Origin of the sequence: Mycobacterium sp. MAC_080597_8934, assembly GCF_000523975.1 — a bacterium.
GTDB lineage: Bacteria > Actinomycetota > Actinomycetes > Mycobacteriales > Mycobacteriaceae > Mycobacterium > Mycobacterium avium.
The window spans coordinates 24,296-39,089 of the sequence record NZ_JAOS01000023.1; the positions used below are offsets into that span (position 1 = coordinate 24,296).

A 14,794-nucleotide genomic window follows, 5' to 3' on the forward strand; every position below is an offset into this window, starting at 1 on the left:
CGAAGGGAGAATCCGCCGGGTCTCGATGGGGCGGGCTTGATCGCCGGTTGGGGTCGTGGGCCACCGGCACGCTCGGAGGCGCCCGACTAAATCTCTTATGTCACTTTCGTTTCTGTGGTCACATTGCGGGCTTTTCTGTCGGTGGGCTGCCCTAGTTTCGGGGGCATGAGTTCGGGCGGCATCATCGATCGGGACGCGATCAGCGCGGCCTTCGATGCGCTCGATGCCGCGCTCGACGGCGTGGCGGCGCTCGGTTTCGACGGCTTGACCCCGCGGGAATGCCTGGCGCTATTGGGGCGCTGCGAAAAAGCCCGACGGCGCCTGCCCGTCGCCGAACACCAGCTGATCAATCTCGTTGCCCGACAAGCCAGCCCGGCGGAGTTGGGTGGCCGGCTTTCGCATGCGATCGCCGAGGCGACGCTGATCAGCCGCGCCGAGGCCGCCCGGCGGGTGCACACCGCCGCCGACCTGGGCCCCCGCGTCGGGCTGACCGGGGAACCGTTGCCTCCGCTGCTGGCGGCCACCGCGGCCGCACAACGGGCCGGGTCGTTGGGTCCCGAGCAGGTGGCCGTGATCCGCAAGTTCTGCCACCAGTTGCCCGGCTGGATCGACCAGGCGACCCGGGAGCGCGCCGAAACCGACCTCGCCAGGGAAGGCACCCGGTATCGGCCCGAACACCTCGCCGCGTTGGCCGGCACGCTGGCCGATTGCCTCAACCCCGACGGCCTCTACCGCGACGAGGACCGCGCCCGCCGCCGCAGCCTCACCCTCGGCAACCAACACGCCGATGGCATGTCCGAACTCCGCGGCTGGCTATCCCCCGAACTGCGCGCCACCCTCGAGGCGGTGCTGGCCAAACTCGCCGCCCCCGGCATGTGCAACCCCCTCGATGAAAACCCGTGCGTGGACGGCAATCCCACCGAGCAGGCCATCGAGGGGGACACCCGCTCGGCGGCCCAGCGCAACCACGATGGGCTGCTGGCCGGCCTGCGCGCCCTGCTCGCCTCAGGAAACCTCGGCCAACACAACGGACTCCCGGCCTCCATCATCGTCACCACCACCCTGGCCGACCTCGAAACCGCCGCCGGCAAAGGGCTCACCGGCGGCGGCACCCTGCTGCCCATCTCCGATGTGATCCGGCTATCCCGGCACGCCCACCACTACCTGGCCATCTTCGACCACGGCAAAGCCCTGGCCCTGTATCACACCAAACGCCTGGCCTCCCCCGCACAGCGCATCGTGTTATACGCCAAAGACCGCGGCTGCACCGCCCCCGGCTGCACCGTGCCCGGCTACTACGCCGAAGTGCACCACTGCACCGACTACGCCACCTGCCACACCACCGACATCAACGACCTGACCTTCGCCTGCGGACCCCACCACCGCCTCCTACAACCCGGCGCCTGGACCACCCACAAAAACGCCAAAGGCGAAACCCAATGGCTCCCACCACCCCACCTAGACCGAAACCAACCCCGCACCAACACCTTCCACCACCCCGAAAAACTCCTCCGGGGTGAGTACGGCGAGGACGAAGTTGACGGCGAACAAGAAGCCGACCAGGGTGACGACCACGCGGCCTGATCGACCCTGCCGCCGTCTAATCTGATTGGCCGTGACCGGCCGACGCACCCTGCTGTTGATGCGGCACGCGAAGTCGGACTACCCCGACGGCGTCGCCGACCATGATCGGCCGCTGGCGCCGCGCGGCATCCGGCAGGCCGGCCTGGCCGGCGACTGGCTGCGCGCCGGCGCGCCCGCCATCGATGCCGTGCTGTGCTCCACCGCGACGCGCACCCGGGAGACGCTGCGCAACACCCACATCGAGGCGCCGGTGCGATATAGCGAGCGGCTCTACGCCAGCACCCCGGGCATCGTCATCGACGAGATCAACACGGTGGGCGACGACGTCAGCACGCTGCTCGTCATCGGACACGAGCCGACGATGTCGGCCCTTGCGCTCGGCCTGGGCGGCGGCAGGGGCGCCAATCCCGCTGCGGCCGAACGCATCTCGAACAAGTTTCCGACGTCGGCGATCGCGGTGCTCGCGGTGCCGTGCCGGTGGACGGAGCTGGAACTCGGGGCGGCGACGCTGAGCGACTTCGTCGTTGCGCGCTGAGGCTCATCGGCCGAGCCAAGGTGAGGCTAGGAATTGGTCGCCAGCGTCAGCTCCATCAGCTTGATGGCCTGGCCGCAGGCGTCGATGCCGGGTGCCTGCGGGTTGACCCACCACCCGACCACCCCGGCGGCGTCGCTCGCCACCCCGCAGGCGCCGTTGGGGTCGTCGGGGCGCATCACGATCGAATCGATCCCGGCGATGTTGCGGGTCTCGATCTTGTACTTCAAGAACTCGGCGACCTTGCGCTCGTTGGACAGGCTGCCCTGCTCGAACCAGAACCGGGTGATGTCGATCAGCCCCGCCGGGTTGGCGGCCTGCCACCGGCAGATCGCGCCGACGAAGGTGCTCTGGATGTCGAGCGGGTCCGCACCCACGGTCTTGGCCAGGATGTCGCTGGTCAACACCTCACATTCCTTGAGCAGGTTGGGGTACTGCTGCTGGGAATTGTTGTTGCGGGGAACGTTGCCGCCCGCCTTGACGGCGTTGCCCGCGATCGAGCGGGAACAGCCCGTCAGCACCAGCAGCGCGAGGAACAACACGGTCGCCGCGGCGCGAGCGGTGCTGCGGCGCGGTCCGGGACGCATCATGGCCATCATTTCGAGTTCGCAATCGATTGCCGGGCCAGTTCCTTGGCGATGTCGCAGGGCGGCGGGAACGGCTTCTGACTGAAGCTGATCGACCATTCGATGAAGTCATCGGAGAACTGGATGCCCACCTCGCACAGCGAATCACCCAGGTTGGGCTCGTTGCCGACGGCGATGAAGCCGCTGTGGCCGTTGATGTTGATGTCGTCGACGCTGGCGCGGGAGAGCTCCTCGGTCTTGCGCTCGCGCCCGATCGGGCTGCCGCGGTACCAGGAGAAGGAGAAGTGCGGCCCGAGGATTCCGCCGCCCGCGAGCCACTGGCATCCGACGGAGTTGCGCGCGGTGTTGATCAGGCCGCTCACCTTGGTCAATTCCGCGACCGTCTGGTCGCTGATGCCGCCGCACTGCGGGAACATCGGCCCGTGGTTGCCCTGGCCGTTCTGCGGCGCCGACGACGTCGTCGCCCCGGGTTTGGAGCCGCCGGAGTCGGAGCAGGCCGCGGTCGCGGGGATCAGGATCGTCAAGGCTGACGCGACGAGAGCCAGCGCCCTCGTGTTACGCCGCACCGCCACCCTGCTTCCGTTCTGCCCGCTGCTGGTCCACACGATGCACTGTAGCGGCCGCCCAGCGGGTCAACCACCGACGCGCCTGAGCAGGTATTTCGGCGCCGCCGGCGACGAGCCTTGACGCGGTGACGATCCGGCGGCGACGCGGCCGGCCGGGCGCGGGGTGTGCGACAGTTACCCCATGCTCCTGGCACTGCTGCGCCAGTACATCCAGCCGTACCGGCGGCTGGTGGCGGTGCTGATGGCGCTGCAGGTCATCAGCAATCTGGCGTCGCTGTATCTGCCGACGGTCAACGCCGCCATCATCGACGAGGGCGTCGCCAAGGGCGACACCTCCACCATCGTGCGGCTCGGCGTGGTGATGCTCGGGGTCACCGCAGTGCAGGCGTTGTGCGCGGTGGGCGCGGTCTATTTCGGCTCGCGCACCGGGATGGGCTTCGGCCGCGACCTGCGCGCGGCGATGTTCGAGCACGTCATCACCTTCTCCGAGCGGGAGACCGCCCGCTTCGGGGCGCCCACCCTGCTGACGCGCAGCACCAACGACGTGCGCCAGATTCAGTACCTGGTGCAGATAACGGCCACCGTGCTGGTGACCGCCCCGATCATGTGCCTCGGCGGAATCGTGATGGCCATCCACCAAGAGGCCGCCCTGACCTGGCTGCTGCTTATCAGCGTCCCGGTGATGGCGTTGACCAACTACTGGGTGATGTCGCACATGCTTCCCCTCTTCCGCCGCATGCAGGCCCTGATCGACGGCGTCAACCGGGTGATGCGCGACCAGCTGTCCGGTGTGCGGGTGGTACGGGCGTTCGCCCGGGAGGATTTCGAGCGGGACCGCTTCGACCGGGCCAACGCCACGCTGTCGAATACCGCGCTGGCGGCGGGCAATTGGCAGGCGTTGATGCTGCCGGTGACCACCCTGACCATCAACGTGTCCAGCGTCGCGCTGATCTGGTTCGGCGGGCTGCGCATCGACCACGGCCAGATGCAGGTCGGCTCGCTGACCGCCTTCCTGGCCTACTTCACCCAGATCCTGATGGCGGTGTTGATGGCGACGATGACGCTGGTGGTGTTGCCGCGCGCGTCGGTGTGCGCCGAACGGATCACCGAGGTGCTGTCCACCGGCGCCGCCGTCGCCGACCCGGCCAGCCCGAAGTCCCCGCCGGGGGCGATCACCGGGATCGTGCGACTGGACCGTGCGACGTTCACCTACCCCGGCGCCGACCGTCCGGTGCTGCAAGACATTTCGCTGACCGCGCGACCCGGAACCACCACCGCGATCGTCGGCAGCACCGGTTCGGGGAAGTCGACGCTGATCTCGTTGATCTGCCGGCTCTACGACGTGACCGGCGGAGCCGTCCAGATCGACGGCATCGACGTGCGTGACTACCGCACCGAGCGGCTGTGGTCGGCGATCGGTCTGGTCCCCCAACGCGGCTACCTGTTCTCCGGGACGGTCGCGGACAACCTGCGCTACGGCAGGGCCGATGCGACCGAGCAGCAGATGTGGGAGGCGTTGCGGGTGGCCGCCGCCGACGATTTCGTGGGTGCGCACCCCGACGGCCTGCACATGCGGGTCGCCCAGGGCGGCATCAACTTCTCGGGCGGGCAGCGGCAACGACTCGCCATCGCCCGGGCGGTCATCCGCCGCCCGGCCATCTACCTGTTCGACGATTCGTTCGCCGCGCTCGACGCCCGCACCGACTCTCGGGTTCGTGCCGCGCTGCGCGAGATAACCTGTGACGCCACCGTTATCGTTGTCACGCAACGTGTTTCGATCGCCGCGACCGCCGATCAGGTGGTGGTGATCGACGACGGAAAGGTGGCGGGTGCCGGCACGCACGATGCGCTGCTCACCGATTGCGCCGTCTACGCCGAGTTCGCCGACTCGCAGTCGGTGGGGGCAGTGCCGTCGGGTCACACCGGGAGCACCCCATGACGACGACCACCCGCCCGGCGCCCCCGGCTCCCGCCGGGCGGTCCCGCGATTTCTGGGGCTCGGCCGCCCGGCTGGTCAAACAGCTTGCGCCGCAACGTCGGACGGCCATCGCGGTGATCACGCTGGGCATCGCCGGCACGGTGATCGGGGTGATGGTTCCGCGGATTCTGGGGCACGCCACCGACCTGCTGTTCAACGGCGTCGTCGGCCGCCAACTGCCCGCCGGGATCAGCAAGGCGCAGGCGGTCGCCGCGGCGCGCAGCCGCGGGCAGAACACCTTCGCCGACTTGCTGTCCGGGATGAACGTGGTGCCGGGCCGCGGGGTGGACTTCGGCGCGGTCGCACGCACGCTGGCGCTGGCGCTGCTCCTCTATCTCGTTTCGGCACTGTTGATTTGGGTGCAGGCGCGGCTGCTCAACCGCACGGTGCAACGCACCATGGTGGCGCTGCGTTCCGCCGTCGAGGACAAGGTGCACCGGCTGCCGCTGGCGTACTTCGACGGGCGTCAGCGCGGTGAGCTACTCAGCCGGGTCACCAACGACATCGACAACATCCAGTCGTCGCTGTCGATGACGATCAGCCAGCTGCTGACGTCGGTGCTCACCGTGCTGACGGTGCTGGCGATGATGCTGTCCATCTCACCACTGCTCGCCGGCATCACCCTGCTGACGGTGCCGCTGTCGCTGCTGGCGACGCGGGTGATCGTGCGGCGTTCGCAGCGTCTGTTCGTCGCCCAGTGGACGAGCGTCGGGCGGCTCAACGCCCACATCGAAGAGACCTACAGCGGCTTCACGGTGGTCCAGACGTTCGGCCACCGGGCCGCCGCCCGGGACCGCTTCCGCGCCCTCAACGACGAGGTCTATCGGGCCAGTTTCGGGGCCCAATTCTTTTCCGGCCTGGTGGCGCCCGCGACGGCGGTGATCGGCAACCTCGGCTACGCCGCGGTCGCCGTCCTGGGCGGCCTGCAGGTGGCCACCGGACAGATCACCCTGGGCAACATCCAGGCCTTCATTCAATATGTGCGGCAATTCAATTCACCGCTGAGCCAACTGGCCGGAATGTACAACACGCTGCAGTCGGGGGTGGCCAGCGCCGAACGCGTCTTCGCCCTGCTCGACGAGCCCGAGGAACCGCCGGACGCACCGCCGGAGGAGAAGCCGACCGCGCCGGGGCCCGCCGGCCGCGACGCAGGAGGAGGCGGACGCGTCGAGTTCGCGCACGTGAGCTTCGCCTACCGCCCGGGCATCCGGGTGATCGACGACCTGTCACTGGTGGCCGAACCGGGCAGCACGGTGGCCATCGTCGGCCCCACCGGGGCCGGCAAGACCACGCTGGTGAATCTGCTGATGCGGTTCTATGACGTTGACGCCGGCCGGATTTCGATCGACGGCGTGGACATCGCCACGATGGACCGGCGGGCGCTTCGGTCGCGAATCGGCATGGTGCTGCAGGACACCTGGCTCTTCGACGGGACGATCGCGGAGAACATCGGCTACGGGCGCCCCGGCGCCGGCGACGACGAGATCGTGGCGGCCGCCAGGGCCGCCTACGTCGACCGCTTCGTCCAGAACCTGCCGGACGGCTACCACACCCGGGTGAGCGGCGACGGCGGCAACCTCAGCGCCGGTGAACGGCAACTCATCACCATCGCGCGCGCGTTTTTGGCCCGTCCGCAGCTGTTGATCCTGGACGAGGCGACCAGCTCGGTCGATACCCGCACCGAGGCCCTGATCGCGCACGCGACCCGCGAACTGCGCCGGGATCGCACGAGTTTCATTATCGCGCACCGTCTTTCGACCATCCGCGATGCCGATCGCATCGCGGTGATCGAGGCGGGCAGGATATTCGAACAGGGCACTCACGCCGAACTGCTGGCCCGGCGCGGTGTGTACTACGCGATGACCCAGGCATAGCGGTGGGCGGACACAGCGACGACGGGCACCGCGATCTGCGCATCGATAAGCAATCGCGTTCGGTACCAAGAAGTTATTGAGAAGTTTCCAAGGAACAAACGCGACGCTGGGATCGTCCTACTCGATAACTGAAAGGGGTGGCAACAATGTTCTCGCGCCGCATCATCACCGTGCTCATCACCGCCGCCATCGGGCTCGCCGCCGTCGGACTGGCCGGACCCGCCGCCGCCCGCACCGTGCAGACCGGCGATGAGATGTTCCTCGCCCAGATGCGAAGCCTCGGCGTCTCTTTCCCGTCGCCGCAGGAGGCCGTGCGGGAGGGCCACCAGGTATGCGCTGAACTGTCCGCCGGCAAGACCCCGACCGCCGTCACCGTCGCCGTCTTCCGGCAGACCAACCTGACTCCCCCGCAGGCGGCCGGCCTGGTCACCGCCGCGACACAGGCCTACTGCCCGCAATTCTCCGGCCAGCCCGCCTAGCCGGTCGCGCGCGGGCCCTTCGGATTCGCAACGAATCCGGCCGCCGGGCGTCACAATCTCCCCTGTGACCTCCCTGCCACCCGACCCCCCGCACGGCAGGTCGAACCCGATGATGGCCAAGCGTCTCGAGTTCGGCCTGCTCGGACCGCTGGAGATGACCGTCGACGGCGACCTGGTGCCCCTGGGCACGCCCAAGCAGCGCGCGGTGCTGGCCATGCTGCTGATGAACCGCAACAACCCCGTCGGCATCGATCGGCTGATCACCGGACTGTGGGACGAGTCGCCGCCGTCGGGGGCGCGGGCCAGCCTCCACTCCTACGTATCCAACCTGCGCAAGCTGCTCAGCAACGCCGGGGTCGACCCTCGCACGGTGCTGGTCGCGGCGCCGCCGGGCTACCGACTCAACATCCCCGACGACCGTTGCGATCTCGGTCGGTTCATCACCGAGAAGACCGCCGGCGTGCAGGCGGCGGCCTCCGGCCGCTTCGAACAGGCCGGCGCGCACCTGGCGGCCGCGTTGGCGCAGTGGCGCGGCCCGGTGCTCGAAGACCTGGCGGAGTTCCGGTTCGTCGGCACCTTCGCCACCTCGCTGGTGGAGGAGAAGATCCTGACCCACATCGCGCAGGCAGAAGCCGAAATAGCTTGTGGCCGTGCGTTTTCCGTAATCACGGAACTGGAATCGCTGACCCGCGAACATCCCTACCGCGAACAGCTGTGGGCGCAGTTGATGACGGCGTACTACCTCACCGACCGTCAGTCCGACGCGTTGGCCGCGTATCGGCGCGTGCAGAAGTCACTCGCCGACGACCTGGGGATCGACCCGGGCCAGAACCTGCGCATGCTCAACGACCGGATCCTGCGCCAGGAACCGCTGGACGCCAAGAAGAATGCCATGACGACCGCCGCGGTCACCGTCACCGTGCTCGAGCACTACACCCTGGCGTCCGGCAGGAACGCCGGAGCCCTGCTGCACGACGCGGCCGGGCGGGCGTTTCCGCTGCGCGGCTCGACGACGATCGGGCGCCTCGACGACAACGACATCGTCCTCGACTCTCCCAAGGTCAGCCGGCACCATGCCGTCATCGTCGACACCGGAACCAGCTACATCATCAACGACCTGCGATCCTCCAACGGCGTGCACGTGCAAGACCAACGAATCCACTCGGCCGCCGTCCTGCAGGACGGCGACCGCATCCGGATCTGCGAGCACGAATTCACTTTCCGGCTGGCCGAAGAGAATCAGCACGCCGGTTAGCTCGGCACCGGGCGGCGGCAATTGTTGCCGTTATCGTGCGGCGCGACGGGCGGGCGCTTACCGTCACGTTGTCGGTCTCGGGTCGAAAGGATGCGCGATGAGCGACGAGCGGTCCTCGAAGGTGGGCTCGATGTTCGGCCCCTACCACCTGAAACGGCTGCTCGGGCGCGGCGGGATGGGTGAGGTTTACGAAGCCGAGCACACCGTCAAGGAGTGGACGGTGGCGGTCAAACTCCTCAACGAAAGCTTCAGCAGCGACCCGGTGTTTCGCGAGCGGATGAAGCGGGAGGCGCGCACCGCCGGTCGTTTGCAGGAACCGCACGTGGTGCCCGTGCACGACTACGGCGAAATCGACGGGCAGATGTTTCTGGAGATGCGCCTGGTCGAGGGCACCGACCTGGACAGCGTGCTCAAACGCTTCGGCCCGCTGCCCCCGCCGCGCGCCGTCGCCATCATCACCCAGATCGCCTCCGCGCTGGATGCCGCCCACGCCGCCGGGGTGATGCACCGCGACGTCAAACCGCAAAACATCCTGGTCACCCGCGACGACTTCGCCTACCTGGTCGACTTCGGCATCGCCAGCGCCACCACCGATGAAAAGCTCACCCAGCTCGGCACGGCGGTCGGGACGTGGAAATACATGGCGCCCGAACGGTTTTCGGACGCCGAGGTCACCTATCGGGCCGACATCTACGCGCTGGCATGCGTGCTGTTCGAGTGCCTGACCGGGTCCGCGCCGTATCGGGCCGACAGCGCCGGGGTGCTGGTCTCGGCGCACGTGATGGACCCCATTCCCGCGCCGAGTGCGCGACGGCCCGGGGTGCCCAAGGCCTTCGACGCGGTGATCGCCCGCGGCATGGCCAAAAAGCCCGAGGATCGCTACGCCAGCGCGGGCGATCTGGCGCTGGCCGCCAAGGAGGCGCTGTCCACCCCCGACCAGGACCGCGCCGCCACCATCCTGCGGCGCAGTCAAGAGGCCGCCCTGCCGGCCGCGGGGCAGCGCGACGCCGGGGCCAGCACGGTGCTGGCGCCACCGCCTGCCGTCAACACCCGGCAGCCCGGTTCCGCTGCGTCACAAGCTGGCCGGGGCTGGACACCGGAGAGCGGCCCGATCCCGGCCGCCGGGCAGCCCGGGCCGCCGTACTACCAGGGCGGCAACGCCAATTGGGCCGCTGCACCAGCACAATTCGCCGGGCCGCCGCCGTGGGGCCGGCCGCCGCCCAAACGGCGGGTGTGGCCGATCGTCGCCGCGGTCGTCGCCGTGCTCGTCGTCATCGCGGGCGGGGTGGGCGTCTGGCTGGTGATCCGGCCCAAACCGGAGCCCCCGCAGGCCGCACCGCTGACCTCCGACCGGCTCGGCGCCCTGCTGCTCAGCGCGTCCGAGGTCAACGCGGTGATGGGCTCCTCGACGATGGAGCCGGGCAAACCGATCACCGCCACCGACAGCTCGTCGGTGACGGTGTCCGTGCCGGACTGCCAGGGCGCGCTGTACACCACCCAGGATCCGGTGTATGCGGGCAGCGGTTACTCGGCGGTGAACGGACTGGTGTCGTCGGAGCCCGGCGACAACTACGACCACTGGGTCAACCAGGCCGTGGTGCTGTTTCCGTCCGCCGACAAGGCCAAGAGCTTCCTGCAGACCTCGCTGCAGAAGTGGAAAGGATGCGCGGGCCAGACGGTGACCGTGACCAACAAGAGCAAGACCTACCGGTGGACGTTCGCGCAGGTTCAGGGCGCCCCGCCGAAGATCACCCTGATGGACACCCAGGAGGGCGCCGACGGCTGGGAGTGCCAGCGCGCGCTCAGCGTTGCCAACAACGTGATCGTCGACATCAACGCCTGCGGATACCGCATCACCGATCAGGGCGATCAGATCGCCGACAAGATCGTCGCCAAGATCGACAACGAGTAAGCGGTCGCCTGCACGCGAATACCCTTGGAGTGCAGTGCTTTTCGCGCTACAGGTCGGGGCCCTGCGCGCGCAGGTCGTCGACCGCGGACATGGCGTCGCGCAGTTGAGCCAGCCACTCCTCGGCGTGTTCACCGACCAGCTTCACCGACCACGCCAGCGCGTCGGCGCGGGACCGGGCGACACCGGCGTCGACCAGCGTGTCGAGCACCTGGCGTTCCGGTTGCTTGAGCCGGGTCATCACGGGTACGGCGATGTGGGTGAACAGGATTCGCTCGGTGCCCGTCTTGGAGCGGACCTCGACTCCCCAGGAAACCTTGCGCCCGTAGCGATCCTGGGCTTCGTCGGCGATGCGCATTCGCTCGGAGCGGGTCTCTTCGCGGAATCGCGATGCCCGGCCGGCTGTGCGGGCCTCGCTCGCCTCCTTCTCGGCGTCGGCCGGCTCGGGGAGCTTTCCGATGACGGTGATCTCCTCGCGGTCGACGATCACCGTCGGGTCGCCGTCGAACCACTGTTCCGGGAGACGCCCGGCGAACCATTCCGCAGCGTCGCTGGCATCGGGCTGCTGGGCCTGCTGCCAGCCGCCGGGGCGGCCGTACCGCCGGTGTGCGTGATGCGCTTTCATGATTACATGATTACACCGTTACGGGTGCAAAGGGAACGGCGGTTCACCGGCAGCGAAAGACGGCCGGTCACGGCCCGGTCACCGCTGCATACCGGGGCCGGTGAACCCGTTGATCTGGGCTGTTCGACGGCGTATTTTGAGTAGCGAAGCAGGCCCGGAAAGCGACCAATTCGAAGCGCCGGAACACGGGGTAGGAATCCGGCCGCGTAGGACACGCGTAAGACGGAGTCAGACGCCCCCTAGAGTCGCGCCGGGCCTGCCCATGTGCGCAGGTTGGCGCGCCGGGCGCTCAGCCGCCGCGGCGGACGCGAAACAGTTTGACCTCGTTCTTGATTCCCTTGAGCCGGCGCGCTCCGGCGAACGAGCCGGAGAACTCGCCGTTGTCCCCGATGACGTCCCAGACCGAATCGGCGACCAGCACCGTGCCCGGCCGGGCCACGGCGGTGACCCGGCTGGCCACGTTGACCGGGCTGCCGAACCAGTCGCCGGCCCGGCTGACCGCGGTCCCGGAGGCCACTCCCGCGCGCAACCGGGGGAACTCGTTGTCGGTGTCGACGGCCTCCACCAGCTTCAGCACCACATCGAGCAACGGCCGCGGCTCGGGGCAGACGAACATCACCGCGTCGCCGATGGTCTTGACGAAGCGGACCGGGGGAACCGTGACGTCCCGGGCGAGGATGGCCAGCCGGTTGGCCAGCTGCCCCAGCTCTTCGGGTGAGACCGCCTCACCGATGCGGGTGAAGCCGACCAGGTCGGCGAACGCGACGGTGATCTGGCGGGCGCCCGGCAGCGGTTTGCCCGCCGCCCGTTCCGCGGCGTTGACCGCCTCGGTCTCCATCATGTGGCGCAGCTGCATGAACAGCATCTGCTGGATCATCGGGCCGAGCAGGGGCGCGATCTGGGTGACCAAAGCCTTTGAGGCCTTGGCGATTTCGAGCTCGGTGGCGCCGGGGCGCATGATCGCCGACAGCGCCGAGTACCGCATCACCTCCGCCGCGCGGGACAAACCCTCGGCTAGCACCTGCGCGACCAGCACCACCTGGTCGGGGTCCAGGCCCACGTCGACGAACCGCTGGGTGAAGGCGGCGGCCTCGCCGTCGGCGCGCATGTGCACGGCGGCGTCGGGATCGTCCACCCGGACCAGGCCGATGGCGCGCTGCACCCGTTGCAGCAACGCCATATCGATGCCGTAGGTCTCGCTGATCTCCCGGGTCGACACGTAGGTGCCGTCGTCGCCGATCAGGTGCCGGGTGGCCAGCAGCAGCGGCGGGTTGGTGGTTCGGATCTCCTCGGCGGTGATGCCCTGTGCGAGCAGCCACCGCACCAGTTCGGCGCGTTCGGTGCGCGCGGTTCCCTGCAGACCGTCGAGCAGATCCTCGATGTCCCGGTCGTCCCCGTCGTGCACGTCGTCAACGTACAACGCGGGCAGGCCATCATGTGAGGTCATGAGCACACCGCTGTTGCGGGGCTTCCCGCCGGTCGTCGACGAGCGGGCCAGGACGCTGATCCTGGGCTCGTTCCCCAGCGCGCAATCGCTGCTGACGGGCCAGTATTACGCCAACCCACGCAACGCGTTCTGGTCGATCACCGGTGAGCTGTTCGGCTTCGACGCCGCCGCGCCCTACCCACGGCGGCTGGCGCAACTGCGCCGCCACCGAATCGCGCTCTGGGATGTGCTGCACGCGTGCCGCCGGGCCGGCAGCGCCGACTCCGCGATCGAGCCAAACAGCTTGGTGGTCAACGATTTCGGCGAGTTCTTCGCCGAACACCCCGGGATCACCCGGGTGTACTTCAACGGGGCCAAGGCCGCCGAGCTCTACCGTCGGCTGGCCACGGCACCCGATCACGTGTGCTTTCAACGGCTGCCGTCGACCAGTCCGGCGCACGTGATGGCGCCGGGCGCCAAACTAGCCGCGTGGGCGGTGCTGCGGAATTCCGCTTAACAGACCGGTGGGCGGCGCAGGGCCCACGGTCGCGCGGCCTCGATCTGCGCCGACAGCGATAACAGGGTCGCCTCGTCGTAGGGCCGCCCGACCAACTGGACCGACATCGGCAGGCCGTCGGCGTCGAAGTCCCACGGCACCACCGCGGCCGGTTGGCCGGTCAGATTCCAGATCTGTTGGTAGGGAACGCACTGCCCGACCCGCAGCAGTGTGGACACCGCGCCGCGGCGTTGATAGGCGCCCACCCGGGACGGGCCGGCCGCGGTGCCGGGGGTGACCACGACGTCGACGTCGTCGAAGATCGCCTGAATCCGCGCGATCAGCGGGCCCTCGCCGGCCCGGATGGCCGCCATCCGGCGGTCCGAGAAGAACGAGCCCATCCGGGCCATGTTGCGGGTGCGTGCCTCCAGCCGCTCCGGATGGGCCAACGAGTCGGCGTCGTCGCAGATCCCGCGCAGGTAGCGGGGCAGATAGTTGCCCAGGATCGCCGCGGCCGGGTACTCGGGGTCGGCCGTGACGACGTCGTGGCCGAGATCGCGCAGCAACGCACCCGCCTGCTGCACCGCCGCCAGCTCCGGCTTGCCGACCCGCACCGGCAGCGGGGTGGGAACCTTGGTGCTCAACGCGATTCGCAGCCGGCCGGGCTCGCGGGTCGCCGCCGCGACGAACTCCCCCTCCGGACCGGGCACCGTGGAGGTCGCGTCGAGGAACACGGCCGCGTCGATCACCGTCCGCGCGATCGGGCCGTTGACGCTCAGGCCGTACCAGGCATCGTCGTGGGGTTCCAGCGACACCCGATCCCGCTGCGGTTTCAGCCCGAACAGGCCGCACCAGGTCGACGGGATGCGGATCGAGCCGCCGCCGTCGGATCCCAACGCCAGCGGCGCCAGCCCGGCCGCCACCGCCGCGGCGCTGCCGCCGCTGCTGCCACCCGGTGTGCGTCGCGGATCCCAAGGGTTACGCGTCGCGCCGAACGTCAGCGACTCGGTGTAGGGCATCATCATCAGCTCGGGCACATTGGTTTTGCCGATGATGACGGCGCCGGCCGCGCGCAGCCGGCGCACCACCTCGGCGTCGGAGCTGACCGCGGGTCCGTGCCCGCCGCTGCCGAAGGTGGTCACCTCCCCGGCGACGTCGACGTCGTCCTTGATCGCGACCGGCACGCCGAGCAGCGGCAGCCGCTCGCCCGCGTCCAGGCGGGACTGCGCCGCCGCGGCCTCGCGCCGGGCCCGGTCGGCGAGCACCACGCGGTAGCAGCGCAGCTGGCTGTCCAGCCGCGCGATCCGCTCCAGGTACACCTCGAGCAGCTCCGGCGCGCTCAGGTCACCGTTGGCCAGCATGCGCGCTTGTGCGGCCGCGCCGGCGAAGGCGAGATCGTTCACCGCCGCAGCGTATCCCGCGGATCGGCCGGGCCGGCGCCGGCGGGGACGAGGCGGTCGCGGGCCAACCAGTACCGTGGGCG

13 protein-coding genes are annotated in these 14,794 nt (G+C 69.1%); 8 read left to right on the plus strand and 5 right to left on the minus strand.

Annotated features, from left to right (window positions below):
• Window positions 1–165 precede the first annotated feature (165 nt).
• On the plus strand, window positions 166–1,584 hold the full coding sequence (locus NF20_RS12800; RefSeq protein ID WP_033717305.1) for an HNH endonuclease signature motif containing protein: 1,419 nt from the start codon (window positions 166–168) through the stop codon (window positions 1,582–1,584).
• Window positions 1,585–1,615: 31 nt separating this feature from the next.
• A complete protein-coding gene (locus tag NF20_RS12805; protein WP_011724134.1) occupies window positions 1,616–2,119 on the plus strand; it encodes a SixA phosphatase family protein in 504 nt (167 codons plus the stop codon).
• A gap of 26 nt (window positions 2,120–2,145) precedes the next feature.
• On the opposite strand, the gene NF20_RS12810 is transcribed toward NF20_RS12805, so the two are convergent.
• Complete coding sequence (locus NF20_RS12810; RefSeq protein ID WP_003875582.1) at window positions 2,146–2,715, minus strand: DUF3558 domain-containing protein; 570 nt, start codon at window positions 2,713–2,715, stop codon at window positions 2,146–2,148.
• On the minus strand, window positions 2,712–3,269 hold the full coding sequence (locus NF20_RS12815; protein WP_003875581.1) for a DUF3558 domain-containing protein: 558 nt from the start codon (window positions 3,267–3,269) through the stop codon (window positions 2,712–2,714). The genes NF20_RS12810 and NF20_RS12815 overlap by 4 nt, the downstream gene beginning before the upstream one ends.
• A 181-nt stretch (window positions 3,270–3,450) precedes the next feature.
• Between NF20_RS12815 and NF20_RS12820 the strand changes: the two genes are divergently transcribed.
• From NF20_RS12820 to NF20_RS12840, 5 genes are all read left to right on the plus strand, one after another.
• On the plus strand, window positions 3,451–5,208 hold the full coding sequence (locus NF20_RS12820) for an ABC transporter ATP-binding protein (RefSeq protein ID WP_011724131.1): 1,758 nt from the start codon (window positions 3,451–3,453) through the stop codon (window positions 5,206–5,208).
• Window positions 5,205–7,121 carry an ABC transporter ATP-binding protein gene (locus NF20_RS12825; RefSeq protein ID WP_011724130.1) on the plus strand — a complete coding sequence of 639 codons (1,917 nt, stop codon included), beginning with the start codon at window positions 5,205–5,207 and terminating at the stop codon, window positions 7,119–7,121. The genes NF20_RS12820 and NF20_RS12825 overlap by 4 nt, the downstream gene beginning before the upstream one ends.
• Window positions 7,122–7,267: 146 nt before the next feature.
• Complete coding sequence (locus tag NF20_RS12830; RefSeq protein WP_011724129.1) at window positions 7,268–7,600, plus strand: DUF732 domain-containing protein; 333 nt, start codon at window positions 7,268–7,270, stop codon at window positions 7,598–7,600.
• Between the two features lie 109 nt (window positions 7,601–7,709).
• Complete coding sequence (locus NF20_RS12835; RefSeq protein WP_011724128.1) at window positions 7,710–8,855, plus strand: BTAD domain-containing putative transcriptional regulator; 1,146 nt, start codon at window positions 7,710–7,712, stop codon at window positions 8,853–8,855.
• A 97-nt stretch (window positions 8,856–8,952) separates the two neighbouring features.
• On the plus strand, window positions 8,953–10,767 hold the full coding sequence (locus tag NF20_RS12840) for a serine/threonine-protein kinase PknH/PknJ (RefSeq protein WP_003875576.1): 1,815 nt from the start codon (window positions 8,953–8,955) through the stop codon (window positions 10,765–10,767).
• Window positions 10,768–10,813: 46 nt separating this feature from the next.
• On the opposite strand, the gene NF20_RS12845 is transcribed toward NF20_RS12840, so the two are convergent.
• Together NF20_RS12845 and NF20_RS12850 are read right to left on the minus strand one after the other, a co-directional pair.
• Window positions 10,814–11,389 carry a hypothetical protein gene (locus NF20_RS12845; RefSeq protein WP_011724127.1) on the minus strand — a complete coding sequence of 192 codons (576 nt, stop codon included), beginning with the start codon at window positions 11,387–11,389 and terminating at the stop codon, window positions 10,814–10,816.
• 289 nt (window positions 11,390–11,678) lie between these two features.
• Entirely contained in the window at window positions 11,679–12,836 is a 1,158-nt protein-coding gene (locus NF20_RS12850; RefSeq protein WP_010949628.1) for an adenylate/guanylate cyclase domain-containing protein, read from the minus strand.
• On the opposite strand from NF20_RS12850, the gene NF20_RS12855 reads away from it, so the two are divergent.
• Window positions 12,835–13,332: a DNA-deoxyinosine glycosylase gene (locus NF20_RS12855; RefSeq protein ID WP_011724126.1), complete on the plus strand. Its 498-nt coding sequence runs from the start codon at window positions 12,835–12,837 to the stop codon at window positions 13,330–13,332. The genes NF20_RS12850 and NF20_RS12855 overlap by 2 nt on opposite strands.
• Here the strand turns inward: NF20_RS12855 and NF20_RS12860 are convergent.
• Window positions 13,329–14,714: an amidase gene (locus tag NF20_RS12860; protein ID WP_011724125.1), complete on the minus strand. Its 1,386-nt coding sequence runs from the start codon at window positions 14,712–14,714 to the stop codon at window positions 13,329–13,331. The two genes, NF20_RS12855 and NF20_RS12860, sit on opposite strands and share 4 nt — an antisense overlap.
• Window positions 14,715–14,794 lie beyond the last annotated feature (80 nt).

Excerpts from the sequence above, each read along its gene's own strand:
- NF20_RS12800 (WP_033717305.1), top strand. The coding sequence starts at position 166 with ATGAGTTCGGGCGGCATCATCGATCGGGACGCGATCAGCGCGGCCTTC.
- NF20_RS12810 (WP_003875582.1), bottom strand. The coding sequence starts at position 2,715 with ATGATGGCCATGATGCGTCCCGGACCGCGCCGCAGCACCGCTCGCGCC.
- NF20_RS12820 (WP_011724131.1), top strand. The coding sequence starts at position 3,451 with ATGCTCCTGGCACTGCTGCGCCAGTACATCCAGCCGTACCGGCGGCTG.
- NF20_RS12825 (WP_011724130.1), top strand. The coding sequence starts at position 5,205 with ATGACGACGACCACCCGCCCGGCGCCCCCGGCTCCCGCCGGGCGGTCC.
- NF20_RS12830 (WP_011724129.1), top strand. The coding sequence starts at position 7,268 with ATGTTCTCGCGCCGCATCATCACCGTGCTCATCACCGCCGCCATCGGG.
- NF20_RS12835 (WP_011724128.1), top strand. The coding sequence starts at position 7,710 with ATGATGGCCAAGCGTCTCGAGTTCGGCCTGCTCGGACCGCTGGAGATG.
- NF20_RS12840 (WP_003875576.1), top strand. The coding sequence starts at position 8,953 with ATGAGCGACGAGCGGTCCTCGAAGGTGGGCTCGATGTTCGGCCCCTAC.
- NF20_RS12845 (WP_011724127.1), bottom strand. The coding sequence starts at position 11,389 with ATGAAAGCGCATCACGCACACCGGCGGTACGGCCGCCCCGGCGGCTGG.
- NF20_RS12855 (WP_011724126.1), top strand. The coding sequence starts at position 12,835 with ATGAGCACACCGCTGTTGCGGGGCTTCCCGCCGGTCGTCGACGAGCGG.
- NF20_RS12850 (WP_010949628.1), bottom strand. The coding sequence starts at position 12,836 with ATGACCTCACATGATGGCCTGCCCGCGTTGTACGTTGACGACGTGCAC.